The sequence below is a fragment of the Paenibacillus sp. LK1 genome, assembly GCF_002750415.1.
GTDB lineage: Bacteria > Bacillota > Bacilli > Paenibacillales > Paenibacillaceae > Paenibacillus > Paenibacillus taichungensis.
The window spans coordinates 100,459-127,172 of the sequence record NZ_PEII01000002.1 but is presented as its reverse complement, the minus strand read 5'-3'; the positions used below and the strand labels follow the sequence as shown (position 1 = coordinate 127,172).

The 26,714-nt window shown below is 46.6% G+C and carries 27 protein-coding genes; 19 read left to right on the top strand and 8 right to left on the bottom strand.

The window, feature by feature from the left end:
- Nucleotides 1-7: 7 nt before the first annotated feature.
- From deoB to CS562_RS04340, 3 genes are all read left to right on the top strand, one after another.
- Nucleotides 8-1,186, top strand: coding sequence for a phosphopentomutase (gene deoB, locus CS562_RS04350; RefSeq protein WP_076288672.1), 1,179 nt, complete (start codon nt 8-10; stop codon nt 1,184-1,186).
- A 146-nt stretch (nt 1,187-1,332) separates the two neighbouring features.
- Nucleotides 1,333-2,040: a purine-nucleoside phosphorylase gene (deoD, locus tag CS562_RS04345; protein WP_076288673.1), complete on the top strand. Its 708-nt coding sequence runs from the start codon at nt 1,333-1,335 to the stop codon at nt 2,038-2,040.
- 243 nt (nt 2,041-2,283) lie between these two features.
- Complete coding sequence (locus tag CS562_RS04340) at nt 2,284-3,585, top strand: pyrimidine-nucleoside phosphorylase (protein WP_099853900.1); 1,302 nt, start codon at nt 2,284-2,286, stop codon at nt 3,583-3,585.
- An 85-nt stretch (nt 3,586-3,670) separates the two neighbouring features.
- Here the strand turns inward: CS562_RS04340 and CS562_RS04335 are convergent, their stop codons facing one another.
- Both CS562_RS04335 and CS562_RS04330 read right to left on the bottom strand, forming a co-directional pair.
- Nucleotides 3,671-4,654 (bottom strand): TIGR03943 family putative permease subunit, encoded by a 984-nt coding sequence (locus CS562_RS04335; protein WP_099854578.1) that lies wholly within the window; start codon nt 4,652-4,654, stop codon nt 3,671-3,673.
- A gap of 40 nt (nt 4,655-4,694) precedes the next feature.
- Complete coding sequence (locus tag CS562_RS04330; protein ID WP_099853898.1) at nt 4,695-5,729, bottom strand: permease; 1,035 nt, start codon at nt 5,727-5,729, stop codon at nt 4,695-4,697.
- Between the two features lie 277 nt (nt 5,730-6,006).
- Between CS562_RS04330 and CS562_RS04325 the strand changes: the two genes are divergently transcribed.
- The 7 genes from CS562_RS04325 (at nt 6,007) to CS562_RS04295 (ending at nt 11,526) form a co-directional block, all read left to right on the top strand.
- Nucleotides 6,007-7,206: a GTP-binding protein gene (locus CS562_RS04325; protein ID WP_076288676.1), complete on the top strand. Its 1,200-nt coding sequence runs from the start codon at nt 6,007-6,009 to the stop codon at nt 7,204-7,206.
- Nucleotides 7,207-7,280: 74 nt separating this feature from the next.
- The gene (rpmG, locus tag CS562_RS04320; RefSeq protein WP_024631975.1) at nt 7,281-7,430 is read left to right on the top strand and encodes a 50S ribosomal protein L33; all 150 of its coding nucleotides are present in this window, start codon (nt 7,281-7,283) and stop codon (nt 7,428-7,430) included.
- 49 nt (nt 7,431-7,479) lie between these two features.
- Entirely contained in the window at nt 7,480-8,187 is a 708-nt protein-coding gene (locus CS562_RS04315) for a metal ABC transporter ATP-binding protein (RefSeq protein WP_099853896.1), read from the top strand.
- Complete coding sequence (locus CS562_RS04310) at nt 8,133-9,026, top strand: metal ABC transporter permease (RefSeq protein WP_099853893.1); 894 nt, start codon at nt 8,133-8,135, stop codon at nt 9,024-9,026. The genes CS562_RS04315 and CS562_RS04310 overlap by 55 nt, the downstream gene beginning before the upstream one ends.
- Nucleotides 9,013-10,092: a metal ABC transporter substrate-binding protein gene (locus tag CS562_RS04305; RefSeq protein WP_099853891.1), complete on the top strand. Its 1,080-nt coding sequence runs from the start codon at nt 9,013-9,015 to the stop codon at nt 10,090-10,092. The genes CS562_RS04310 and CS562_RS04305 overlap by 14 nt, the downstream gene beginning before the upstream one ends.
- A 201-nt stretch (nt 10,093-10,293) precedes the next feature.
- A complete protein-coding gene (locus CS562_RS04300) occupies nt 10,294-10,758 on the top strand; it encodes a hypothetical protein (RefSeq protein WP_099853888.1) in 465 nt (154 codons plus the stop codon).
- Between the two features lie 60 nt (nt 10,759-10,818).
- Nucleotides 10,819-11,526, top strand: a complete 708-nt coding sequence (locus CS562_RS04295; RefSeq protein ID WP_076288681.1) for a M50 family metallopeptidase — start codon at nt 10,819-10,821, stop codon at nt 11,524-11,526.
- A 59-nt stretch (nt 11,527-11,585) separates the two neighbouring features.
- Here the strand turns inward: CS562_RS04295 and CS562_RS04290 are convergent, their stop codons facing one another.
- From CS562_RS04290 to CS562_RS04270, 5 genes are all read right to left on the bottom strand, one after another.
- Nucleotides 11,586-11,957, bottom strand: a complete 372-nt coding sequence (locus tag CS562_RS04290) for a DUF4363 family protein (protein WP_063563885.1) — start codon at nt 11,955-11,957, stop codon at nt 11,586-11,588.
- A 23-nt stretch (nt 11,958-11,980) separates the two neighbouring features.
- The gene (locus CS562_RS04285; protein ID WP_099853886.1) at nt 11,981-12,709 is read right to left on the bottom strand and encodes a DUF421 domain-containing protein; all 729 of its coding nucleotides are present in this window, start codon (nt 12,707-12,709) and stop codon (nt 11,981-11,983) included.
- 231 nt (nt 12,710-12,940) lie between these two features.
- Nucleotides 12,941-13,804 carry an SDR family oxidoreductase gene (locus CS562_RS04280; protein ID WP_099853882.1) on the bottom strand — a complete coding sequence of 288 codons (864 nt, stop codon included), beginning with the start codon at nt 13,802-13,804 and terminating at the stop codon, nt 12,941-12,943.
- A complete protein-coding gene (gene uxuA / locus CS562_RS04275) occupies nt 13,801-14,868 on the bottom strand; it encodes a mannonate dehydratase (protein WP_099853880.1) in 1,068 nt (355 codons plus the stop codon). The genes CS562_RS04280 and uxuA overlap by 4 nt, the downstream gene beginning before the upstream one ends.
- 47 nt (nt 14,869-14,915) lie before the next feature.
- A complete protein-coding gene (locus tag CS562_RS04270) occupies nt 14,916-15,647 on the bottom strand; it encodes a GntR family transcriptional regulator (protein WP_083678849.1) in 732 nt (243 codons plus the stop codon).
- A 196-nt stretch (nt 15,648-15,843) separates the two neighbouring features.
- On the opposite strand from CS562_RS04270, the gene CS562_RS04265 reads away from it, so the two are divergent.
- Together CS562_RS04265 and CS562_RS04260 are read left to right on the top strand one after the other, a co-directional pair.
- Entirely contained in the window at nt 15,844-16,146 is a 303-nt protein-coding gene (locus tag CS562_RS04265) for an ArsR/SmtB family transcription factor (RefSeq protein ID WP_076288684.1), read from the top strand.
- A gap of 98 nt (nt 16,147-16,244) precedes the next feature.
- Entirely contained in the window at nt 16,245-17,636 is a 1,392-nt protein-coding gene (locus CS562_RS04260) for an aldehyde dehydrogenase (protein ID WP_099854576.1), read from the top strand.
- A gap of 65 nt (nt 17,637-17,701) precedes the next feature.
- On the opposite strand, the gene CS562_RS04255 is transcribed toward CS562_RS04260, so the two are convergent.
- On the bottom strand, nt 17,702-18,613 hold the full coding sequence (locus CS562_RS04255) for a helix-turn-helix domain-containing protein (protein ID WP_099853878.1): 912 nt from the start codon (nt 18,611-18,613) through the stop codon (nt 17,702-17,704).
- A gap of 179 nt (nt 18,614-18,792) precedes the next feature.
- Between CS562_RS04255 and CS562_RS04250 the strand changes: the two genes are divergently transcribed.
- From CS562_RS04250 to CS562_RS04220, 7 genes are all read left to right on the top strand, one after another.
- Complete coding sequence (locus CS562_RS04250) at nt 18,793-21,018, top strand: glycoside hydrolase family 52 protein (RefSeq protein WP_099853876.1); 2,226 nt, start codon at nt 18,793-18,795, stop codon at nt 21,016-21,018.
- A complete protein-coding gene (locus tag CS562_RS04245) occupies nt 21,015-23,165 on the top strand; it encodes an alpha-glucuronidase family glycosyl hydrolase (protein ID WP_099853874.1) in 2,151 nt (716 codons plus the stop codon). Before CS562_RS04250 ends, CS562_RS04245 begins: the two co-directional genes overlap by 4 nt.
- Before the next feature lie 77 nt (nt 23,166-23,242).
- Nucleotides 23,243-24,310 carry an NAD(P)-dependent alcohol dehydrogenase gene (locus CS562_RS04240; RefSeq protein WP_099853872.1) on the top strand — a complete coding sequence of 356 codons (1,068 nt, stop codon included), beginning with the start codon at nt 23,243-23,245 and terminating at the stop codon, nt 24,308-24,310.
- Nucleotides 24,311-24,477: 167 nt separating this feature from the next.
- On the top strand, nt 24,478-24,744 hold the full coding sequence (locus CS562_RS04235) for an HPr family phosphocarrier protein (protein WP_063563877.1): 267 nt from the start codon (nt 24,478-24,480) through the stop codon (nt 24,742-24,744).
- 144 nt (nt 24,745-24,888) lie between these two features.
- The gene (locus CS562_RS04230) at nt 24,889-25,137 is read left to right on the top strand and encodes a type B 50S ribosomal protein L31 (protein ID WP_062319704.1); all 249 of its coding nucleotides are present in this window, start codon (nt 24,889-24,891) and stop codon (nt 25,135-25,137) included.
- Nucleotides 25,138-25,351: 214 nt separating this feature from the next.
- Nucleotides 25,352-25,657 carry a Dabb family protein gene (locus CS562_RS04225; RefSeq protein WP_076288689.1) on the top strand — a complete coding sequence of 102 codons (306 nt, stop codon included), beginning with the start codon at nt 25,352-25,354 and terminating at the stop codon, nt 25,655-25,657.
- A 157-nt stretch (nt 25,658-25,814) separates the two neighbouring features.
- Complete coding sequence (locus tag CS562_RS04220) at nt 25,815-26,576, top strand: SDR family NAD(P)-dependent oxidoreductase (RefSeq protein ID WP_076288690.1); 762 nt, start codon at nt 25,815-25,817, stop codon at nt 26,574-26,576.
- Nucleotides 26,577-26,714 lie beyond the last annotated feature (138 nt).

Sequence of the window (26,714 nt, the reverse complement as noted above, 5' to 3'; positions counted from 1 at the left end):
TTAAGTTATGTCAACATTCAAAAGAGTACATTTAATCGTTATGGATTCAGTGGGAATTGGTGAAGCGCCGGATGCAGCGGAATTCGATGATTTCGACGTCGATACCTTTGGTCACATTGCACGTGAACGCGGAGGATTGAAGATGCCGCATATGGCCAGTCTTGGACTGTCCAATATTAAGGAAATTGAAGGTGTGCCTGTAGCGGACGCACCAAAAGCTTTTTACACCAAAATGCAGGAAGCATCCAGAGGCAAAGACACCATGACGGGTCACTGGGAACTGATGGGCCTGTACATTGATACGCCATTCCGTGTGTTCGCAGACGGGTTCCCGGATGAGTTAATTCAGCGCATTGAAGAAAAAACAGGCCGTAAAGTGATTGGGAACAAACCGGCCAGCGGCACGGAAATTCTGGATGAGCTGGGTGCGGAGCATGTTGAAACTGGCGCGCTTATTGTGTACACATCCGCGGATTCGGTTCTGCAAATTGCAGCACATGAGGACGTTGTTCCATTGAAGGAACTGTATGAGATCTGTGAGTTCTGCCGTGAAATTACACTTGAAGATCCGTATATGCTGGGTCGTATTATTGCACGTCCATTCGTAGGTGAAGCTGGTGACTGGAAGCGTACAGCGAATCGTCATGATTATGCGCTCAAACCGTTTGGACGTACCGTGATGAATGAACTCAAAGATGGTGGTTTTGATGTCATCGCTCTGGGTAAAATCGCAGATATCTACGATGGAGAAGGTGTAACCAAGACTGTACGTACTGTCTCCAATATGGATGGCATGGACAAACTGTCCGAAACGATGGATGAAGAGTTCACCGGACTCAGCTTCCTGAACCTGGTTGACTTCGACGCCCTGTTCGGTCACCGTCGTGATCCACAAGGCTACGCTCAGGCGCTTGAAGAGTATGATGCTCGACTGCCAGAGATCTTCAGCAAAATGACAGACGATGATCTGCTGCTCATCACAGCTGACCATGGTAATGACCCAACCTACCGCGGCACGGACCATACACGTGAGTATGTGCCACTGCTTGTTTACTCTCCACGCTTCAACGAGGGTAAAAAGCTTGAACTGCGCAGCACGTTTGCTGATGTTGGAGCGACAGTAGCTGAGAACTTCGGAGTGAAACTGCCGGAATATGGTACAAGCTTCCTGAAAGATTTGAAATAGTCAACATTCTTATCTTTAACTGAACATGGGGAAATCTGATATTTTCTTGAAACACAAAGTCGGACAGGATGACCACGGGGGCAGTTTCGGCTGCTCCGGTTCCTGACTTTCATTCAATCATATGGATAACTGGAGGAGATTTAATCATGAGTACACATATTGGAGCTAAACCCGGAGATATTGCAGAAACAATTCTTTTGCCAGGAGATCCATTGCGTGCAAAATTTATTGCAGATACGTATCTTGAAGATGTTGTTTGTTACAACGAAGTTCGCGGAATGCTCGGATTCACGGGTACATATCAAGGACACCGTATCTCGGTACAAGGCTCGGGCATGGGGATTCCATCGTTCAGCATCTATGCCAACGAACTGATCAGCGAATACGGTGTGAAAAACCTAATTCGTGTTGGAACTTGCGGAGGTATGCAAGAACATGTACGTGTTCGTGATGTTATCCTTGCTCAAGCTTCATGTACCGATTCCAGCATGAACAAGCTCGTATTTGGCGGATATGATTTCTCCCCGATCGCGTCGTTCTCCCTGCTGAAAGAAGCCTATGACCGCGCAACTGCCAAAGGCATGAAAATCCATGTCGGAAACGTGTTCAGTTCCGATTCCTTCTATCGTGACGACCGTTCCGTGACTGAGAAATTGATGCAGCACGGCGTACTGGGCGTTGAGATGGAAACAACTGCACTGTACACACTCGCAGCCAAATTTGGCGTAAACGCACTCACGATCCTGACAGTAAGTGACCACTTGCTGACGGGTGAAGAGACTTCCGCCGAAGAGCGCCAAAAAACGTTCAACGACATGATGGTAGTAGCACTGGAAACAGCAATTACGCTGTAAAAATCACTTAATTTATCAATATCAATTGATTTTAATCGAAACTTTTGTTCCACGAGCGTAGTGGAGGAACCGGAATCGATTCTGAAGAAGCGAAGCGTTCGCCTTTGTCTCTGAATTTCAACCTTATCGAAGGTTATTCAAAAAAACTTGGAGACAACAGCGATCGAAAGAACGATCCGGGGCCGGAACGGGTTAACAACAAAGTGTTCTATACAAATCACCCACAACGAAGGAGAGATCATCATGAGAATGGTAGACATTATTGCTAAGAAACGCGACGGAAAAGAACTGACAACAGCTGAGATTGATTTTGTTGTTCAAGGATATACACAAGGCGATATCCCTGATTATCAAGTCAGCGCTTGGGCGATGGCTGTATTCTTCAAGGATATGTCTGACAAGGAACGCGCAGATTTGACGATGTCCATGGTAAACTCGGGCGAGACCATTGATCTGTCTGCCATCGAAGGTATCAAGGTAGACAAGCACTCCACGGGAGGCGTTGGTGATACTACAACGCTGGTACTGGCACCGCTTGTTGCTGCTCTGGATGTTCCAGTTGCCAAAATGTCCGGACGTGGATTGGGTCACACTGGTGGCACAACGGACAAACTGGAATCTGTTGCAGGTTTCCACGTGGAGCTTGAGAAAGAAGAGTTCATCCGCCTCGTTAACGAACATAAAGTTGCCGTTATCGGTCAAAGTGGAAACCTTACGCCGGCAGACAAAAAGCTCTATGCATTGCGTGACGTTACAGCTACCGTTAACTCCATCCCACTGATTGCCAGCTCCATCATGAGTAAGAAAATTGCAGCAGGTGCCGATGCGATCGTATTGGATGTTAAAACGGGTGCTGGTGCATTCATGAAGACAACTGAAGATGCAAAAGAACTGGCACATGCGATGGTAAGCATCGGTAACAATGTAGGACGTAAAACGATGGCTGTCATTTCCGATATGTCTCAACCACTAGGTCTCGCTATCGGTAACGCGCTTGAAGTGAAAGAAGCCATCCTTACGTTGCAAGGTAAAGGACCGAAGGATCTGGAAGAACTCTGTCTGGCGCTTGGACGTCAAATGGTATTCCTTGCTGGCAAAGCAGACTCCCTGGAGCATGCTGAGGAGAAATTGAAAGAAGTAATCCAGAACGGTAAAGCATTGGATAAATTCAAAGACTTCCTGGCAAATCAAGGCGGAGACGCTTCAGTTGTAGATCACCCGGATCGCTTGCCACAAGCGAAATATCTGGTTGAAGTACCAGCAGATAAAGACGGATATGTAGCTGGTATCGTCGCTGATGAAATCGGTACTGCTGCAATGCTGCTTGGCGCAGGCCGTGCAACAAAAGAATCCGAGATCGACCTCGCTGTTGGCTTGATGCTCAACAAAAAAGTAGGTGACCAGGTTAAAGCTGGCGAATCACTCGTAACAATCCATGCCAATCGTGAAGACGTAGCAGACGTAATCGCGAAGATCAAAGAAAACATTACCATTGAAGATCATGCCGATGCTCCGGTATTGGTGCATGATATCGTAACTGAATAATATATCAGGCAAACAAGGTTAACCTTATGCCTGAATTGAATTTAAAGCCCCGAAGCTGTGCATTCCATAGCTTCGGGGCTTTTTCTTATTTATTATGCAAATTATCATACGTCACAACTGAATCTGCACTGGTGTAAATGTAAGGGGTGGATGGCTGATCAACCGGAGTTACTTTCGTCGCCCGAATCTCAATGGTGTCTTCGCCATTCACTTGAGCAGAACCAATGGTGCCATCGATTTGTACCCAACTGTCTGTAGGAAAGCTGTCTGCATTCGGGACATGAATCATCACGCCAAAGGGTGCCGCGTCTGCCGGGCAGCACATCACAAGAAATCGTCCTAATGCAAAATGAGATTCATGCTCCATGCTTTTGTCTCGATATACAAACCCGGTAAGGCTGATGGCCTTGCCTGCGAATTGTCGTTGAAACATGTCGATGGACCCCAATGTCTCGGAGAAAATTTCGGGATATACCTTAATGACAGATTCCGCATATAACTTCTCTGCAAGTTCAGCAAATTCACGACTATACTCATCCGGGAGAACAAATTGTACTTTCGTGGCAGGCACAGATGATTCAACATTTGCAGTTTTTTTGGATAGATCTTTAATGTCCAGTTCTGCTGTATCAGGTAAGGGTTCTTTTCGACGAATCTCCGGAGGTCCATACGTTAGGGACATGCCTTTCTTACTGGCCATAGAACTGCCTAGTGCCTGATCTGGCAAAAGAAAACCAAGTATTAATGGAATGGCAATCAATCCATATATCAGCGAGCTGCGTACCCATCTTGAAGGAGGTGGATGCTCACAGTCGCAATGGAGCTGGCTAGTACCAAACAGTCCGTGCCAGGCCATGATGGCGGCAATAAACAAAAAGGGAACAGGGCAGCATAGAAGCAATCGCTGCATCGTTGGAGCCAAGTAATAATGAAGAGAATCCGTTGAATTCAAACGAATGATGTATACAGCGAGCCCGCCGATCCACAGCGCACGAATCAGGTTATGCCATTGGATAGGATGAGATTTGGTAACCGGAGCTTTGGTCGCTGTATAACCAGGATGGTTCATGTAATCACCTCTTTTGATCAGATAATACATTCATAAATGCTCATACCAAAAGGTTAATCAACCATGATCCTGCGAAAACCAAAGCAATAATGGCCAGGCTCAGGCCAATAACAAACCGGGTGCGGAAGGTAGAAAGCAGCATCAATGTGCTTTTGAAATCAAGCATTGGACCAAGAACGAGAAAGGATAGTAGTGGCCCTAACGCAAACGTGTGAGAGAAGGCTGAGGCTACGAATGCGTCGGATGTCGAACAGAGAGACAATACATACGCAAAACCCATCATGAAGACATAGGAGGCAACAGGCCCATTACCCAGAGAAATGAGATCACTGCGGCTGATAAAGGTTTGAATGCAGGCTGTTATTAGAGCACCAATCACCAAATATTTGCTCATATCTACAAATTCGTCACCCGCATGGATGAAAAAGCTGCGCCAGTTTTTATCGTGAACGTGATCATGATCGGCAGAATGGGAATGAGGCTGTGCCATTTTAAATCCGGGATGTGTCTTGACCTCCGTCACTGTAGCCTTCGGTTTGCGCAAAGGATTCTGACGGACGAACATATACACCAGACCGCCGATGGCAGCTGCAACTGCAAAGGCCAGTCCCATACGGGCGATCGTAATTTCGGGATGGGAAGGAAAAGCGAGCAGGGTCGCGGTAAAGACAATTGGATTTACAACAGGGCCACTAAGAATAAAGGTCACCGCGATATAGGGCGGTATGCCTTTATGCATCAACCGTCGAACGACCGGAATCATACCACATTCGCAGATCGGGAAAATGATTCCCAGCAGACCCGCCACCAGCACACCTCCAACGGGGTTCTTGGGCGTTAGTTTGCGAATCATTTCCTCAGAAACAAACCATTGCATTAGCGAAGACAACAGCACCCCTATGAGCAGAAATGGAGCAGCTTCGAGAAAAATGCTGATGAATATCGTTTTCATATTTTGAAAGGCTTCACTGTTCCAAGCTTCTTTCAGATTGGGAGCCATCGTGATCAACACGGGAACAAGAAATGCGCAGGGAATCAGGAATGACAGGAGCTTAAGATTGGCTGCCATTTTCATGGGATAGACCTCCAGAACCGGGACTTTGCTAAAATATATGCTTGTACCGTCCGCATCATACTCGTTCTCCGTAATTAATCAACATTTTTACGATTTACATATCTTGAGCAAAACTTGTTATGTTGACAAAAGAAACGAGGTTCAGGTATAGTTTATTTTGTTAATCGTAATAATTACTATTAATTAATCATTATTTTTCAGCCCATCGGTCGAGTGGAAGCTACATAGCATTCCGATTTTTTAGTTTTAAGAGGATAAATGGAAGGGAGTAATTGAAATGACAGAACAACAGGTACAACCCCGAGTTCCGGTGACTGTATTAAGTGGATATCTGGGCGCAGGCAAAACGACATTGCTTAACCATGTGCTTCACAATAGGGAGGGTATGCGAGTCGCTGTCATTGTGAATGATCTGAGTGAAGTTAATATTGACGCTGGCTTGATCCGGGATGGTGGTGGATTGTCACGTATTGATGAGAAGCTGGTGGAGATGTCCAATGGCTGCATCTGCTGCACGTTGCGTGAGGATTTACTGAAAGAGGTGGAGCGGCTTGCGCTGGATGGTTCTTTTGACTATATATTGATTGAATCGACAGGTATTGGAGAGCCAGTCCCCGTTGCCCAGACATTTACGTATATTGATGAAGAGCTGGGGATTGATTTGACGAAATTTACGCGGCTCGACACGATGGTAACGGTAGTAGATGCTGCCCAGTTCTGGCGTGACTTCTATTCCAAAGAAACATTGAAGGATCGGGGGCAGGAAGCCGGAGAGGATGATGTACGGGGGATCGTTCATCTGCTGACGGATCAGGTTGAATTCTGTGATGTGCTGATTTTGAACAAGTGTGATCTGGTAACGGAAGACGAGCTGCTCAAACTTGAGAAAGCACTACACGCGATGCAGCCGGAAGCTCGACTTATTCGCACCACACATGGACAGATTGACCCGAGGGAGATATTGAATACCGGACGGTTTGATTTTGAAAAAGCAAGCCAGTCTGCGGGCTGGATCCGCGAATTAATGAAGGAAGAACACACACCAGAGACAGAGGAGTATGGCATTCACTCGTTTGTGTACCATCGGAAACGTCCGTTTCATTCGGAGCGTTTGCTGCGCTGGATTGCCAAATGGCCTGAGAGTATTGTTCGTTCCAAGGGCTTAATGTGGCTGGCTACACGTAACCATATGGCGGTGTCGTTTAGTCATGCGGGAACATCCAAGCAGTTGGGACCAGCCGGGTTGTGGGTAGGCGCGATGAGTGACGAAGAGCGACAAATGCATTTTGGTGATACACTTCCGCCTATTCCGGATTGGGATGAGCAGTGGGGTGATCGGATTACGAAGCTGGTGTTCATCGGGATAGACATGGACCGACTGGAGATCGAACGGACGTTAGATGAGACACTGCTAACCGACGAAGAGATGATAATGAACTGGCGAGAACTGAAAGATCCATTTCCTGCGTGGAGTTGACAAACGTAAAAGCATGGGCTAAACTCATTAAATAGTAATAATTACGATTAGATAAATCAAAGGAGGCCATTTCCATGAGAGTCATTGTAACCTTAGCTTGCACCGAGTGCGGAGATCGCAACTATACAACAACCAAGAACAAGCGTAATCATCCGGAACGGATCGAATTGAAGAAGTATTCACCACGATTGAAGAAGATGACCATTCACCGGGAAACAAGATAATTTTTTTTGTCATTTTTACATCGTAATAATTACGAAAAGAGGAAAAACCATGATTCTATCTTCCATGCGTGATGTGGTATTCGGATACGGCAAAGAGCCAGTCATTGACCAGCTGTCACTGGATATCCATGTGGGGGAGTTTGTCGGCATTACAGGACCAAATGGTTCTGCGAAGACAACCATGCTGAAATTGCTGCTGGGGCTGTTACATCCCTGGAGCGGCACGGTACATATGAATGCACAGTCCGTACGTGGCAGTAAGCTGAACATCGGATATGTACCTCAACAGGTAGCATCGTTCAACAGTGGATTTCCCAGTACGGTGATCGAACTGGTGCGATCCGGATGTTACCGCAAACTCGGCTTGTTCCGCAGATTTACATCCGAGCAGGAAGCCATTGTGGAACGAAGCTTGCGGGAAGTCGGCATGTGGGAATACCGCAACGCCAGAGTTGGCGAACTGTCTGGTGGACAAAAGCAGCGAATCTGCATTGCCAGAGCATTGGCAGGCCAACCGCAGGTGCTTGTACTGGATGAGCCGACTACAGGCATGGACCGGCGCAGCCGTGAAGGGTTCTATGATCTGATGCGCCATTATGCAGACGTCCATGGACTGACGATTGTTATGGTCACCCACGGATTAGAAGAGATGGGCAACCGGTTGGACCGGACGATTACCCTGGAGCGGCAAGAAAGTGAGGAATGGCAGTGTTTGAGTACGAATTCATGCAGCGTGCTTTCTGGGCAGGCGGACTGATCGGAATCATTGCTCCAATTTTAGGAGTTTATCTGATGCTGCGGCGTCAGGTGCTGATGGCGGATACGTTATCCCATGTTTCATTGGCAGGCGTTGCCCTGGGTTCAGTGATGAACCTAGATCCCGTGATCTGTGGATTTGCGATTGCGATTATCGGCGCATTGCTGGTGGAACAACTCCGGCGAAATTACCTGACATATAGCGAGGTACCTGTAGCGATCATTATGACGTCGGGGCTGGCCCTTGCTGTAGTGCTCATGAGTCTGAAAACCAATCTGTCCAAGACATTTAGCTCTTACCTGTTCGGTTCCATCGTTGCCGTTAGTGATATGCAGTTGTGGATTATGGCGGCTGTGTGCGTCATTGGACTGATTTTTTTCATCGTACTCAGAAGGCCACTGTACAATTTGACGTTTGATGAAGAGACAGCTTCCATTGGAGGCATTCAGGTTAAAGGTTTATCCTTTGCCTTTGCTGTCCTGACAGGAATGACTGTTGCTTCAGCCATGCCGATTGTTGGCGTATTGCTTGTGTCTGCTTTAATCGTACTGCCCGCTGCCCTGGCACTGAGATTGTCACGCAGCTTTGCAGCAGCGATCCTTATTGCAGTCGTCACTGGATTAATCGGTATCTTTAGCGGACTGACAACCTCTTACCATCTAAACACACCACCGGGAGGAACGATTGCTCTTATCCTGTTGGTCTTTCTATTGATTGGAATATCAGCGCAAAAGCTGATTGGACGATATAACCGTAAACGTCATCGTAAAGAGAGAAAACAACAACGTGCAACTCTATTCATACATTCAAGGGAGAATACGCCACATGAAATTCAATAAAAAATCAGCTCTTGCTCTATTGTTCAGTCTTACACTTATCGTAGCCGGTTGTGGACAAAATCAGTCCGCTTCCGATTCCAGTACCAGCTCGGCCAACACGCCGGTACCAGCCGAGACTGAAGAAGCCAAACTGAACGTTGAAGTCAGCTTTTATCCAATGTACGAATTCACCAAAAATGTAGCTGGCGATCTGGCTAATGTTCATACACTCGTTCCTGCGGGCATGGAGCCGCATGATTGGGAGCCGACACCACAGGATATTGCGAGCATCGAAAAAGCGGATGTGCTTGTCTATAATGGGGCGGGAATGGAATCCTGGATCGATCAAGTTACGGATAGTCTGAGCAACTCCAAACTCATTCAAGTAGAGGCAAGCCATGGGATTGATCTGCTGGAAGGATCGGAAGAAGATGAGCATGATCACGAACATGGCGATACAACGGACACGCATGATCATGCGGATGAAGCCACAACAGAGGAGCATGATCACGATCATGACGCTGAAGCAGAAGAAGGACATACACATGATCATGATCACGGTAGACTTGATCCCCACGTTTGGCTGTCACCTGCACTTGCCGTGAAGGAAGTACGGAATATTGAGGCTGGACTTGCACAGGCTGCACCTGAACATGCGGATCAATTCAAGCAAAATGCCGATGCCTACATTGTCAAACTGGAGGCACTGGATCAGGACTTCAAAGCAGCTGTAGCAGACAGCAAACGTAAAGATTTCATCACACAGCATGCTGCATTCGGCTATCTTGCACAGGAATACGGTCTGCAGCAAGTACCGATTGCCGGTCTGTCTCCTGAACAAGAGCCTTCCGCAGCGCAAATGGCATCCGTTATTGATTTTGCCAAGGAGCATCAGGTGAAGACGATTTTCTTCGAAACGTTGGTTTCCTCCAAAGTGTCAGAGACTATCGCCAACGAAGTAGGAGCCAAAACAGCTGTGTTGAACCCAATTGAAGGATTGACGGAAGAGGAAATCGCAGCTGGAATGGATTACATCGGTGTAATGCGGCAGAATTTGGAGGCACTGAAACTGGCGTTGAATGAATAGCGTTTGTGCTTATTAACAAGTAGAGTTTACGAAAAAAGAAAACCCATTTGATGCCTGTCATCGAAAAAGGTACAATAATACAACATGCTGAGGAATGGCACAGCCATTCCTTTGCCTTTGGCCACGCAGAGAGCACAGGGATGTGCTCTTTTCGTTGTTCAAGGTGACGGAGATCATGCGGGGAACGGGAGGAAACGCCTTATGGATTTACATGAAGAACAGGAAGTGCTGTTAAGCCAGCAACCTGCCCATCTATGGAGAAGACGCAAGCTGGAGTTAATGCAGTGGACGGAACGCGAGAAGCAGACCGTGGCAGCGAAGAGGACGGAGATTTGGAACGATGTCGAAGTGGATGCTGAACTTGTCGCTGCCTTGACTTTCCTTCACAGAGCGGGCGTACGTACCGAGTTTTCTTGCGCTGGTGTAAGCCCACTCGATGAACCGATAGATCATTCTCTTTATGCCTATGTTACACTTGTACAAAACGAGGCAGCCGATCGATTTGTGAACTTTGCGCTGTCGAAGATGCGGAGCAGATTGCTTGCTACACTGGAGACAGGAACGGGTCGGTATGATCTGTCTTCTTTTTTCATCGGTCATAACCGGAGTTTCTGCTGGTGGATGCAATATTGCTCCCGCACATTTCACGGATCGAAACGATTATAGTGTAGCGACGTAGTACAGTGATAGGCATTTTTACTTGGAGGCAAGGGAGGTAGGACCTGATTGAATAAATGGCTCAAAACCATACTGTTTCTGGTGGGTTCGGCGCTACTGACTCGCTTTATACCTTTTTCTTCATTGTTCCGTAACCTGGATACGATGATTCACGAATTTGGCCATGCGCTGGTAACACTGTTGTTATCGGGCAAAGTATTGCGCATTGAATTGTACGCAGATCACAGCGGCGTTACATATTCATCCATGCTAACACCAGGCAGATCTATATTGGTTTCCTTAGCGGGGTATGTCACGGCGTCCCTTTTTGCCTGGCTGCTATTCTATCTTTACCGGAAAGGGCGGCACATGTGGGGGCTCGGCATTATGACGGGTGTAGCTCTTGTATCGCTTCTCTTCTATGTAAGGGGAGAATTCGGCATGCTCTGGCTTACAGGCTTTAGTGCGCTGAATGTTGTGATTATGATCTTTGGTGCCAAAATCGCGAAATTCTATTATTTATTATTGGCTTTCCTCACGCTGGAAGAGTCCGTAGTTAGCGCCATGTACGTTGGGCTAATGTCCTGGACACAGCCGTCCCGGGCAGGGGATGCAGCCAATCTCGCTCAGCAGACATTTCTACCAGCGCTGTTCTGGGGAACGTTGTTTGCACTGTTTGCACTGTGGTGTGCGAAGGGGGCACTTACGCTCTTTTTCCGAAAAGAAAGCTCCGCCCGCACTTCAAAATCCCGTGGATTGCGCGGGCGTAATGTTTAAAAAAACAGAGAAGGCACTTCCTTTTATTAAAGGAGAGTGCCTTTTTGTGTGTCTTCGTGTCAATCTCCAAGATTGTCCCATAACACATAAAAGTAATAAATTTCTTCCATGATCGCCTTATCGTCCTCTGCGGCAATACCGCCCTTCATCCGCGCAAGGGTACCCAGAATATCGTAAATCGTCTCACGCTCCACACTGAACTGTATGCGATTGACGATCTTGTCCCAGGCTTTCATTGCGTAATCGATTTGGGACTTGGCTTCAGTCCATTTTTTGCCCTCAACCTGTTTCTGCAATGTTTGTACAGATTCAAGCAAGCGATCATCAGCACCAAAGGGCTTTTTGAGAAGGGCTCCGCTTGCCATTATCGCAACGAACACAAGAATGAGGCAGATCGGAAGCACATACAGCAACCAGAAACGCGATTTCATTCAATCGCCTCCTTCATGTAAATTTAGAAAGGCCCCTCATAATCGCCCATATCGATTTTTTCGGTGATCTTATCCTTAAATAGATCAATATACAGTTTATCGTTAGGCAATATGGCGGCAAAAGCAATATCCTGTATCGTCACTTTTTGCTTCTTAAGCTGCTCGATGAGCCAATTTGTATCTTTGTTTCGTTCCTCCAGATTTTGCTTAATTAGCAAACCATCAATGATAATCTCGGTCATCAGCTTATTTTTAGGAGGATGCATATGCATGTCTTTGGCCGTTACAGGTTGATTCTCGGGTTTCAACACAACAGAGAGACTGCCGTCCGGTTCAAGAATGGCATAATCCAGCGTAGTGATGTCAAATACATCTTTTTGCCGCAGCATCATGGTCAATTCGTCGAATTTCACACGCATTTTACTCAGGTTTTGTTCGAGAATTTTACCGTTCTGGATGATCAGTGTAGGGTCAGAGTCCATCAGTTTGGAGATGGTACGATTTTTCAGCGTAATATACTGAAAGATAATCGTGATAATGGTGAAAATGGTCAAGGCCACAAAATGAATCCATGCCTTGGAGGAGAGATCGGTCGCAAATGTACCTGCGATGGAACCGATCGTAATACCGTTAATGTAATCAAAATACGTCAAGTTGCCCATTTGTTGTTTGCCCAGCACACGGGTATAGATGATCAGGGTCAGAAAGGCGATAATCGATCGCACAGCAACAACCCAAGTTTCTTCCATCATGTATGTATCACCTTCCTTCGCTTCGTCTTACAGATTGAAAATGAAATGCTTGATGTCATTTTTAATTCCACCCAGCATATTTTGTGGTCTATAACAAGCTTTTCCTAGGCTGGATAATCTTATTCTTGAACGCAAAAAACCGAAACCTGGCTAAGTGCTCCAGGCTTCGGTTAATCATTCGATACATATCTTTAAATCGGTCAGGCCAATTAAAAGTAAATAATATTGCGGTTATACACCCGAGTACGCCATAAACCCACCATCCACAGGAATAACCGTACCTGTAACAAAACCGGACTGACTTTCATCTGCCAGCCACATCAGCGTGCCTAGAAGATCTTCCGGTTTGCCGAAGCGACGCATTGGCGTGTGCGCAATGATTTTGCTTGAACGTTCGGTCGGCGAGCCATCCGGCTTAAGTAGCAGATTACGATTTTGTTCAGTCAGGAAGAATCCTGGTGCAATGGCGTTTACCCGGATTCCCGATTCGGCCAGATGTACCGCAAGCCATTGCGTGAAATTGTTAATCGCCGCTTTGGCTGCACTATACGCAGGAACTTTGGTCATGGGCGAAGGGGCACTCATGGACGAAATATTAATGACAGTAGCTGGAACATCACGTTCAATCATTTGTCTTGCGAAGATTTGGGTAGGGATGAGGGACCCGACAAAATTCAGATCCATCACCTGACGGAATCCCTCGACACTTACATCAAAAAAAGTAGTGATATCCGGCTGTTGCAAATCTTCCTGTCTGAAAATTTCATTGGTGGTATTGGCACTGGCATTGTTGCCACCCGCTCCGTTAATAAGGATATCGCAAGGTCCAAGCTTCTCTTGAACAACAGCTGCTGCCGCTGTTACACTATCGGCCTGGGTCACATCACAAGCTACAGCGATCGCTTTTCCACCCGCAGCCTCGATTGCCGCAACAACTTCTTCCCCTTTGGATACGGTACGGTTCAGGATGGCTACACTTGCACCATGGCGTGCGAGCTCTTCAGCCATGGAACGACATAGAACACCTGCTCCACCAGTAATTACAGCTATTCTGCCTTCCAGACGGCTTGAGCTTTCTTTGGCAAAGTCACTCATGCTTTTGACCTCCTTTGCAGGGAGTCCCAGACGCCCCACAGATACATAATTCCCAGAGCCCGATCATAGAGTCCATACCCAGGTCTGCATTGCTCTCCCCAGAGATGACGTCCATGGTCCGGCCGTGCATAACCTTCAAATCCAATATCGTGATAGGCTTCCACAACACCGGCAATATCGACATTTCCATCCTGACTGCGGTGGGATGTCTCGATAAAGTCTCCATTATCGTAGATTTTGACATTACGGATATGGGCAAAAGGAATACGGTCCTTGAACTCGTGGATCATACCGATAATATCATTGTTCGCATTAGCCCCAAGAGAGCCGCTGCACAACGTTACACTATTGTAAGGGCTATCATACAAGTTCAGATATCTGCGAACATTGTCTTGGCTCGTAATAATCTTTGGCAGTCCAAAGATTGGCCAAGGCGGATCATCCGGATGAATGGCCATTCGAATACCTAACCGTTCAGCAGTAGGAATGATCTCCTGCAGGAAATAACGGGCGTGTTCCCACATATCTTCCTCTGTTACATCCTTATAGGCTTCGAACAGACCTGTTAAATACTGCAATCGTTCCGGTTCCCAGCCAGGCATCGTCAATGCGGAATTTTCAGTGATGCGTCGAACCAATTCCAGCGGTTCAATATCGGCGATTTTGCTATTCTCGTAGAAGAGGGCGGTAGAGCCATCTTCCATCTCCTTATGCAAATCGGTACGCAGCCAATCAAAGATCGGCATGAAGTTGTAACAGATCACTTTAACGCCTACCTGGGCGAGTTTTTCCATCGTTTTTTTGTAATTCTCAATATATTGATCACGTGTAGGCAGACCGAGCTTGATGTCTTCATGAATGTTAACACTCTCAACGACATCCAGATGTAACCCAGCCTGATCTGCAGCAGCTTTGACTGCCAGAATTTTGTCCATGGGCCATTCCTCACCTGCCGGAACATCATGCAGCGCCCATACAATGCCTTCGACTCCGGGAATCTGCCGGATGTGGTCAAGTGTTACGGTATCATTGCCTTCTCCAAACCAGCGAAAAACCATTCTCATCACATTCACCTCATCAAGATTAGTTTAAAGAACAGGTAGATCCATCATCATTGAAAATAGGAAGGGTATGTATCCCGCAGGACAGCCAGATCCGTAACGGTCAAATGCAGATGTTCCTGCATAATGTGCTCCGCCGTTTGGGCATCGTGCTGTTGTATCGCCTGAACCATGGATCGATGCTGTTCGAGCAAATGATCCCAATGATGATCCGAAGACAGACGGAGCATTCGACTCCGGTTCAGATGCACGTTCATATGCTGGATCACGGACCAGGTGTTTTTTTTGTTACAGCCTGCAAAGAGAGTACTATGGAATTCCTCATCCAATCCGAACATTCGTTCATCATCCGGTTCAAGTATACATTCCTGCTGCTGCGCAAGGTTCTGCTCCAGTATTTTCATGTGTTCATCTGGAAATTGCACACACGCGAGCCGTATGACGGCACGCTCAAGCTGCTCACGCATGAAACGTGCTTCCTCCACAAGATCAACCTGAATCAGAGATACATAGGTACCTCGCTGTGGATAGACTTCCAGCAGACCTTCCTGCGCTAATCGGACGAAGCTTTCTCGAACAGGGGTCCGACTTACATTGAACTCAAGCGAGATCTCTTTCTCCGAGATGGCGGTACCGGGAGGCAGCTTTAAACTCAGAATTAACTGCTTCAACGTCGTATAGACCGCCTCACGAGAAGAGAATGTTTGTTTGTTCAGAGAAGACGGGTTTATTAAGGATGATAATAATTCGGCTTTGGACGAAGACCTAGGGGGAAATTCCATAATCTCAACTCCTTCAAGGATATACTACCATACTTGTATGGTAGTGTGGAAGCGCTTTATATAAGTTGTTCTAAAATCTATCGCATATAGCTTGCTGTTAGCGAGATGCTGGAGTAAACTATAGTCATTAGGTTCAAACGTTTAAACCAACAGACATGACAACTGTGATATCTGTAGAACATATAGAGGTGAAACTATGGGACAAAAAGCGATATCTATTTTTCAAACCTGCATCCCCTTATTCCAGGTACTTAGCGACAATCATCGTCAGGCGATTTTACTTGCTCTTAGTGAGAAGGGCAGCATGACAGTGAATGAAATTACAGAACAGTTCAACCTGTCACGACCTGCTATATCTCATCATCTCAAGTTATTGCTTGAAAAAGGGCTCATCTCTGTAGAACAGAAGGGTACACAACGATATTATTCCGCTTCATTAAGGTCTTCAGTGGAATTATTGAAGGAACTGGTTGGGGCGTTGGAAGAAGAGTGCTTATAAGCAAGAGTTGTTAACATGCCTAGGCATGTGGACTATATGTTCGTATGTTTAAACTAATCATCATTAACTCGGAAAAGGAGTTGTATTATATGAGTGTCATGCAGGAATTAAGCGAACATGAAGTCGAAGAAATTTTACAGCAGCAACGGCAGTATTTTCGCTCAGGGGCTACTCGTTCGGCTGAGTCTCGCATTACACATTTAACCCGGTTGAAACAGGCGATTCAGAAGTATGAGTCCCGTCTTACTGAGGCGCTCTATCAGGATTTGGGCAAGAGTGAGTTCGAATCGTATACTACAGAGATTGGATTCATGCTGGATAGTATCACGCACACCATTCGGCAAGTGAAGAAATGGGTCAAGCCGGTTAAAGTCAAAACCCAACTCGCGCTGATCGGGTCTAAAAGTTATATCATTCCTGAGCCATATGGTGCGGTATTGATTATTGGACCTTTTAATTATCCATTCCAGCTGTTAATTGAACCCCTGGTTGGCGCGTTGGCAGCTGGCAATACGGCAGTACTCAAAGCATCAGAGAACACACCAGCCGTATCAGCTGTTATTCGCGAGATGATTAGCTCGGTATTCGAACCATCATACGTTCACGTGGTCGAAGGAGCCAAAGATACAACCACGGCGCTTATTAATGCGCCTTTTGACTATATCTTTTTTACAGGAAGTGTACCCGTTGGCAAAATCGTCATGCAGGCCGCTGCCAAAAATCTCGTTCCAGTGACACTGGAGCTTGGCGGTAAAAGTCCGGTCATCGTGGATAAGCATGCAGATATTAAAGTGGCTGCACAGCGTATTATATGGGGAAAGCTGCTCAATACGGGTCAGACCTGCATCGCTCCAGATTATCTGCTTGTGCATGAACAGGTGAAAGATTCGTTGATCTCCGAAATGAAAGCAGTAGTGGAAGCGTTCTTTGGGACAGATATCCAGCATAATCGTGACTATGGGAGAATCGTCAATAAGGCGCATTTCAAACGTCTCACGACTCTTATTGAACGTGATCAGGCTCATGTCATCTATGGTGGTCAATCCGATGAGGAAGACCGTTTTATTGAACCGACATTTATTGATGCTGAATCGTGGGAAGCAGCTACGATGGAAGACGAAATTTTCGGTCCGATTCTGCCGATTATCAGTTATTCCCATATTGATGAGGCGATTGCAGGTATTGTGAAGCGGCCGAAACCGCTGGCCCTCTATCTCTTTACATCGGATACACAATTACAAGATAAAGTGATGCGAGAGGTTTCTTTTGGGGGAGGATGCATTAACGATACGATTACCCATGTAGCCAACCCACGTCTGCCGTTTGGAGGGGTAGGACATTCCGGCCTTGGCTCGTATCACGGGCGGTATAGCCTGGAGACCTTCTCTCATATGAAAAGTGTGCTCAAAAAGAGCACTAGATTGAACTTATCTATTTTATATCCGCCATACGATAACAAGCTGAAGACGATTAAACGTCTATTAAAATAAAATAACTGACGTTTAATCGTAAGCAAATTAAATATCATACTGGAATGATGTTCAAAGGATGAAGCTCATTCGGGAGCAGGCTGTTCCAGTCTATAGCGTGTGGGTGATATCCCTGACCAGCGCTTGAATTGACGACTGAAATGGGCAATATCCTTGTAACCTAGCATGGCAGCGATGTTCTGAACCGACAACTTAGGGTTGCCCAGCAGAACTTTGGCTTCATGCAGAACCATTTCAGATAAATATACACGCGGAGACTGACCATATACCTGCCGAAATACACGGTTACAATGTGAGGAACTGATGCCCAGCTCTGCTGCAATATCATCAATGCCATAATGGCTGGTAGACTCACGTCCCTGCTTAAATTGCTGACTCACCAGTCCTTGCAGCCGATTACGAATTTGATGGGCCAGTTCGATCTTCTCATATCCATCCGTGAACAATTGTGCGGCTTCCTGAGAGACAGCCTCCCATAAATGGCCGAACAACTCAAATACCGCAGATTGCAGCTGCATGCGCTGTACCATCGTACTCGCCGCCCGGTTATCCGCTGAAGACATTAATTTGCGAAGGACAGGCTCGATCTGGCGGGTAACCGGACTATCTGCATCGAACAAAACCTGCTTGATTCGTGCAAGCAAAGAGAGAAATAACTGATCATCGATATCAAAATGCATGCAAAAATACGTAAAACCCTTGCCTTTATGGCTCAGGCTGGAATGAATGCTCCCTGGAGGAATCAGGAGTAATTCTCCAGCCTTTTGAATATACAGCTTGCCGTCCACGGTCATGTATTGTTCGCCTTCCGTTACATAATTCAGCTCATATTGTGGATGTTCATGGGCTGGATAATCCCAATCGGCCCCGACACTTCGCAAATGTATAGCGAACAAATTCACCGTTGTTTGTACATCCGGGTAAAATACTTCATGTACACTCTCTCCCAAAGCGGGAGGCAAATAGGTGGAAGACATGGGAGACCCCCTTGATAAAAAATATGGAAACAGATGTAACCGCTTTATTTATATTATAGTCTATTAGCTTGATTTGGGTAAATATCCGATTGATTTGACCATGGTCTACGGTGGAATGCCCATGGTAGGATGGGGCTAATGAAAACGTATGCAAACCATTTTGAGAGGGGTCATCGTTCATGAGCACATCCAAATCCATCTTTTATAATGCCCATCACTCACCGATCGGGGCTTTTGCCAGCTTTACGCTTGGATACAAAGGAGCCAAAGGCGGACTAGGCCTGGAGCTTGGCAAGCCAGCAGATCAGAACGTATATATCGGTTTACAATCTCGCGATAGTGAGCACTACGAAGCTTTACCATTTTTCGAAGCCGTTGAAGATGCAAGCGTTCGATATGATGTAGAGAAAGTGGACAACTCGGATTCAGATCAGGTGTCTTCGGCCTCGACAGAAAATGGATTGAGCACACCAGCGGCATCACAGGGAACACGCCCACTAATTTCAGCATTCCGCGATGAAGAGATTACGCGCGAGTTTACTTCTGGAACAGATACGTGGACGGCAGGTGATCTGACTTTCCGTATCTACTCACCTGTGCGTCCTGTACCCGAACCGCTGAGTGGTGATCGTGAAGCATTAATGGATGCACTTGTGCCTACGGTGCTGGTGGAAATGACAATTGATAACACGCAAGGACAGCAGCCGCGTAAAGCATATTTTGGCTACCAAGGTAATGATCCTTACTCAGCCATGCGCATCGTCGGAGGGCCTGAGGGTGGGTCATTAACCGGAGTTGGACAAGGTCGCCTAACCGCCATTTTATCTGCGGATGAGGGTCTATGGCCTGCTCGAGGATTTACATTGGAGAAGATATTGCAGGAGAAACATCGTGAGAATCTCGCGTTCGGACTGGGCGAAACAGCTGCTCTGCTGATGGACGTTCCCGCAGGAGAGAAGCGTACATACCAATTTGCCGTCTGTTTTTATCGCGGCGGGATCGTTACTACGGGTATGGACACGACCTATTGGTATACACGTTATTTTGCAGATATCCTGGATGCCGGAAAATACGCGCTTGGCCGTTTCAACGAGCTGACTGCTTCCTGTAAGGAAGTTGAGCAAGGTCTCGGTGTAGCTGCTTTGAGTGAAGATCAGTCATTTATGCTTGCCCATTCTATTCACAGCTATTATGCAAGTACACAACTGCTGGATGCGGATGGAGAGCCGTTCTGGATCGTAAATGAAGGCGAATACCGGATGATGAACACACTTGATCTGACCGCAGATCAGTTGTATTTTGAACTTGCACTAAACCCTTGGACCGTGCGTAACGAGTTGGAGTGGTTTGTGAAACGTTACAGTTATACGGATCAAGTGCGGTTCCCGGGCGAAGAGAAGGAATATCCGGGCGGCATTACGTTCACGCATGATATCGGCGTAGCCAATGTATTCTCACGTCCGGGGCACTCGGCATATGAACTGGTAGGTATCGATGACTGCTTCTCGCAAATGAGCCACGAGGAACTGGTCAACTGGCTCTGCTGTGCAACTGTATATATTGAACAGACGCAGGACCGGGAATTTGTTAAAGAGATGCTGCCCGTCATTCGGGATTGCTTTGAAAGCATGTTAAACCGGGATCATCCGGATGAAAACGAACGCAACGGCCTGATGGGGCTGGATAGCAGTCGTACCAAAGGCGGAGCCGAGATTACCACTTACGACAGCTTGGATGTGTCACTTGGACAATCCCGCAACAACATCTATCTGGCTGGAAAATGCTGGGCCGTCTATGTAGCCCTGGAGAAGCTGTTCGCTGCAGAGAAGCTGGCTGATTTGTCTCATCACGCAGGACGTCAGGCGGATCGCTGTGCAGCCAGTATCGCAGCCCAGTTAACCGATGGTGGTTACATTCCAGCAGTTATCGCCGAAAATAATGATTCCCGTATCATTCCGGCCATTGAAGGCTTGGTGTTCCCATACTTTACCGGCTGTGAAGGTGCGCTGGATGTAAATGGCCGTTTCGGTCCTTACCTGCAAGCACTCCGAACCCACTTTAAAACGGTTCTTGTCCCTGGTACATGCCTGTTTGAAGATGGAGGCTGGAAACTGTCTTCTACGAGCAATAACTCATGGCTCAGCAAAATATATCTATCCCAGTTCATCGCACGAGAACTGCTGGGCGTGGAATGGGATGAAACAGGGAAGGCATCTGACGCTGCTCATGTAAACTGGCTGCTGCATCCAGAGGAATCTTACTGGTGCTGGAGTGACCAGATCCTGGCAGGTGTGGCGGTCGGAAGCAAGTATTACCCGCGCGGAGTAACATCAATTCTATGGTTGCTCGAAGGCAAAGGTAATCGTCTGGAGCAGATCTATGCCAGCAAGGAGGCTGTACAATGAGCAACACAACCCTTCAATCGAATTTTTCCGGCCCTCAATACGATGCGTGGCTTGGATATCTTCAAAGTCAAACCGCAGTAAAAGGAGCCGTCAAAAAATCAGCCCCTGTCTGGAGTCATATCGTGACTGTAGCGGAAGATCAGGAAATTATATCAACAGCATCAGCCGAGCTGACTCAGGGACTGGATAAGCTGTTTGGCATCAAACCGAAAGTTAAACAGGAAACTGTCAGTCAAGTGAGCAAGTCGGATTCAGCCCACCAGGAGGCACAAGGGATCTGGCTTGGCACATGGACGGGTTCAGAAGCCGTGGCTCAGGCCTTTAGCGACACGGAACGCTCTACTGTGCAAGGAGAAGGTTATATTATCCGCGAAGATAAAGAGCAGGGTAGGCTATTTATTGGTTCTGAAACCCCTCAAGGTGTTCTATACGGTACTTTTCATCTGTTAAGGGAGCTTGTTCTGGAGCAAGAAAATTCAAACGATGTGCATCCTGCTATGGGAAGATTAAGCTACCTTTCCGAGCAGCCTGTTAATGCACTACGCATGATCAATCAGTGGGATAATGTGGACGGCAGCATCGAGCGTGGTTATGCTGGAAAATCCATTTTCTATGACAATGGAGAATTCACTCGTGATCTTGTACGTATTCGAGATTATGCCAGATTGCTTGCTTCTACAGGCATTAACGCCATTTCAATCAACAACGTAAACGTGCATCAGCGTGAGAGCCTGTTCCTGACGGAACGTTTCCTGGGTGATGTTGCGAAGGTTGCTGCCCAATTCAGAGCGTACGGCATCCGATTGTTCCTTAGCGCCAACTATGCTAGTCCAATAGAGATTGGTGGATTGCTTACGGCAGATCCGCTGGATGAACAGGTCCGTGAATGGTGGAACATTCAGACAGCCAAGGTGTATGCGGCAATCCCGGATTTTGGCGGCTATCTGATCAAAGCGGATTCGGAAAATCGGCCTGGACCCTTCACATATAACCGTGATCATGCCGATGGAGCGAACATGCTGGCCGAGGCACTGCGCCCGTTTGGTGGACTAGTAATATGGCGCTGCTTCGTCTATAACTGCAAACAAGACTGGCGTGACCGCTCAACGGATCGCGCACGGGCAGCATATGACCACTTCAAACCACTGGATGGCCGATTTGCGGATAACGTCATTTTGCAGATCAAGAATGGGCCGATGGACTTTCAGGTTCGCGAGGCCGTATCTCCGCTGTTCGGTGCAATGGAGAACACAAATCAGGTATTGGAATTCCAGATTACGCAGGAGTATACGGGACAGCAGAGGCATCTCTGTTATCTTATTCCACAGTGGAAAGAAGTATTGGATTTTGATACGTTTGCCAAGGGACCGGGTTCTGAAATCAAACGCATTGCTGACGGTTCTCTGTACAATAGACCCTACAGCGGCTTTGCTGCAGTATCCAATATCGGTGCAGATGCTTGCTGGACAGGACATCCGCTCGCTCAGGCGAATCTATATGGATATGGAAGACTTGCCTGGAATCCGGAACTGTCATCGAAAGAGATCGCGGAGGAGTGGGTCAGACTTACATTCGGACATGACGAAGAGGTCGTTCGTCTAATCTCTGGCATGCTTTTGAATTCATTGGATATCTATGAAAGTTATACAGCACCACTAGGTGTAGGCTGGATGGTTAATCCGGAGCACCATTATGGGCCTAATGTGGATGGCTATGAATATTCCAAGTGGGGTACGTATCATTTTGCCGATTGTGATGGCATTGGTGTGGACCGGACTGTGAGAAGTGGAACCGGATATACATCGCAATACCACCGCGAAAATGCCGAAAGATATGAATCCGTAGACTCCTGTCCGGATGAGCTGTTGTTATTTTTCCACCATGTCCCTTATACGCATGTTCTGCATTCTGGCAAAACGGTCATTCAGCACATTTATGATACACATTTTGATGGAGCAGAGCAGGCGGAAGCCTTAGCACAGACCTGGAGACAGTTGGAAGGCAAGATTGATTCGACTGTATTTGATAAAGTGTCTGCGTTACAGGCAGGGCAAGCGGAGCACGCCAAGGAATGGCGTGACATAATCAATACGTACTTCTATCGCAAAAGTGGTATTGCAGATGAACAAGGAAGAACGATATATTAATCTGGATACGAAAACTAGAAGTCGGATCTTCTCCGGAGGAAAGAACAACGTTGGCATACACGAGAAGGAGGGAACATATGGGACATCATCAATTACCAGAGACCATGAAGGCTGCTGTCATGACAGAGCCGGGGCACATCATCATTGAAGAACAGGCTGTACCACAGCCGGCTGAAGACGAGGTGCTCATTCAGGTGATGGCCGTTGGCGTTTGCGGATCGGATGTGCATTATTTTGAACATGGTAGAATTGGCCGATTTGTAGTTGAGAAACCGATTATACTTGGACATGAATGTGCAGGTATCGTAGCGGCTGTAGGTTCAAGAGTATCACGGCTGAAAGAAGGAGATCGGGTAGCCATTGAGCCCGGGGTAACCTGCGGACGATGCACGGCATGCAAAGAAGGTCGTTATAATCTATGTCCCGATGTGCAATTTCTAGCGACGCCTCCGGTAGATGGGGCATTTGTACAGTACATGACCATTCGGGAGGATATGGTTTTCCCGATCCCGGATCATCTGTCTTTTGAAGAGGCAGCCATGAACGAACCTTTCTCGGTTGGCATTCATGCTGCACGACGTAGTAAACTGGCTCCTGGCACCACACTTGCCATTATGGGCATGGGACCTGTTGGATTGATGGCTGTTGCAGCGGCTAAATCGTTTGGCGTAGAACACATCATCGTCACAGATTTGGAGGAAGTACGGTTGGAGGCTGCTCGTCGTATGGGCGCCACCCATACCATTAATGTACGGAACGAGGATGCACAGGCGGTGATCCGTGAGTTAACGAACGGCGTCGGTGTAGATACAGCTTGGGAAACTGCGGGGAATCCGAAGGCACTTCAGTCTGCATTATATTCGCTCCGTCGAGGAGGCAAGCTTGCTATTGTAGGACTGCCCGCACAGGACGAAATTGCACTGAATGTTCCTTTTATCGCGGACAACGAGGTAGATATATACGGAATCTTCCGTTACGCCAATACGTATCCGGCGGGAATTGAATTTCTGAGTTCAGGTCAGCATGATGTGATGTCCCTGATTACTGACCGTTATTCGCTTGAGGAGACGCAGCAGGCTATGGAGCGGGCATTGCACAACAAGAGTGGCAGTCTCAAAGTAATGGTGTATCCGAACGGAAAATGAATCTATTTCAAAGGAGCCCTGATATTTAGGGTTTCTTTTTTTGTATTTTTCGCCATAAAAGGATTAAACAAGCTTCCATAACGTGGTATAATGCTTGAAGATTTTAATATATAAAATTATACACACCACATTGGTTAAATAGCATCTAGCGAAAGGAACTGAAGGTAGTGAGAACACATGAATTTATGATTCACTCTGATTTCCACCGGGATGATCTGATGTCTGTCTCTTCTCAAGCTTCGCGTTTTGCCTCGGATATTTCATTGTCATTTATGGATGCGAATCATGAACATCGTGTAGATGTCAAAAGCCTGCTCGGAATGGCGCTTCTTCCCATTCGACATGGCAGTGTGGTGAGATTGCAGACACGGGGAAGAGATGAACTTGAAGCGTTGGAATATATGCTAAATGTATTGGAGAAGGGCTTAACTTGAACTCTGAAACCTGTGCAAATCACAGTGAATTGTAAAATATTTATCGTTTCTTCAATTCCGACTGGTACTTCGTCCAAAAAAAGAGTATAATAAAATTTAGTTCTATTCTAAGAAGTACCCATATTAAAGGAGTGTAAATAGATTATGCCAAAAGCTGATATCCATCCAAAGACACAAACAGTAATTTTCTTCGATGCAAGTGCTGATTACAAATTCCTGAGTTCTTCGACTAAATTCTCGAACGAGACAATGGAATGGGAAGATGGTAACACTTACCCAGTAATCCGTGTGGACACTAGCTCCGCATCCCACCCATTCTTCACTGGTAAACAAAGAAACGTGGACATCGGTGGTCGTGTTGATAAATTTAACCGTAAATACAACATCAAATAGGTTGTCCAACCATTACAAGAAAACCTCGGGATTAATCCTGAGGTTTTTTTGTTTGCATACCGATTAGTAAACCCATGTAATTCAGAGTAAAAGTAATTCTAATACTCATACATATTCATTTCCTCTAAAATTAATTCAACCAATTATTGCGCTTACAACACATTCGGATGTACACTAGGAAACAGAATCAGACATATTGGAGGAGGAAATAGAGATGAGCAGCATCAATCATATGGTAACGTTTACACTTTACGCAGGTAAAGATACACCCGAAGCAGAGGCATTTTTGAAAGAGAGTGCGGATGCACTGGCGAATATTCCCGGTGTAGAGCAATTTCAGGTCTTGCGTCAGGTGAGCGAAAAAAATGAATTTGACTATAGCTTTTCAATGGTCTTCGCCAACCAGGCTGCATATGATACATACAATGATCATCCGGTTCACCGCAAATATGTAGAAGAACGGTGGGAAAAAGAAGTTAGTCGCTTCCAGGAAATTGATCTCATTCAGCACGGGAAGTAATGAAATGATGAATCTCATTGAACCAAACAGAAGATAACATGAACTTCGAAAGCGTTTTCCAGTTTGATTAATGAGGGTTAAATCATTATTAAATCCTTCTTTTTTCATCACTAAATTTCGTGATTACACATGTGGCTCAAAGGAGGGGACTGTCCTTATGAAATTGGATCTTACAGGTAAAACGGCACTGGTGACAGGCGCAACCGGTCAATTGGGAAGGGTCATCGCTCGTACGTTGGCAGACTGTGGTGCTGATCTCGCGCTGCATTACATAAATAATGATACGAAGGCTAGAGAACTTCAGGCTGAGATTGAAGCCATCGGTCGGAAAACGGTCATTGTTCAGGGCGATATCACGAAGCAGGATACGGCATTTCGGATGCGGGATGAAATTCAGTCCAGCCTTGGCGATGTGGATATCGTGGTTGCCAATGCAGTCATTCAATATGCCTGGACAACGGTGCTGGAACAATCACCGGATGATTATATAAGCCAGTTCGAATCATGTGTGATGCAGAGTGTTTATCTTGCCAAAGCATTCATCCCATATATGAAAGAAGCCAGAGCTGGTCGATTCATTGGTATCAATACGGAATGTGCGATGCAAAATTTTGCTACCCAGTCTGCATATACGGCTGGAAAACGTGGTATGGATGGTTTGTACCGTGTGCTGGCGAAAGAGGTAGGCGAATATCAGATTACGGTCAACCAGGTTGCGCCTGGATGGACGATCAGTGAGCGCGACCGCAACAGTGAGTCGGGGCATGATGAGGGTTATATTCAAACTGTACCGTTGAAACGCAGGGGAGAAGATCAGGAAATTGCCAATGCGGTAGCATTTCTGGCTTCCGACCTGTCCTCGTTTATTACAGGAGCTTATATCCCGGTCAGTGGTGGCAATGTGATGCCTGCCATTTAATATTGATTTATGGATGTGATGAATTACTAAACATGCAATGAACCGCTTTTTAAACCATAACAACCCAAGATCCGTTTGTCAGTCCATGACAAGCGGATTTTTGTATATATCCATAAATACATATGATTTTGTTTCTAA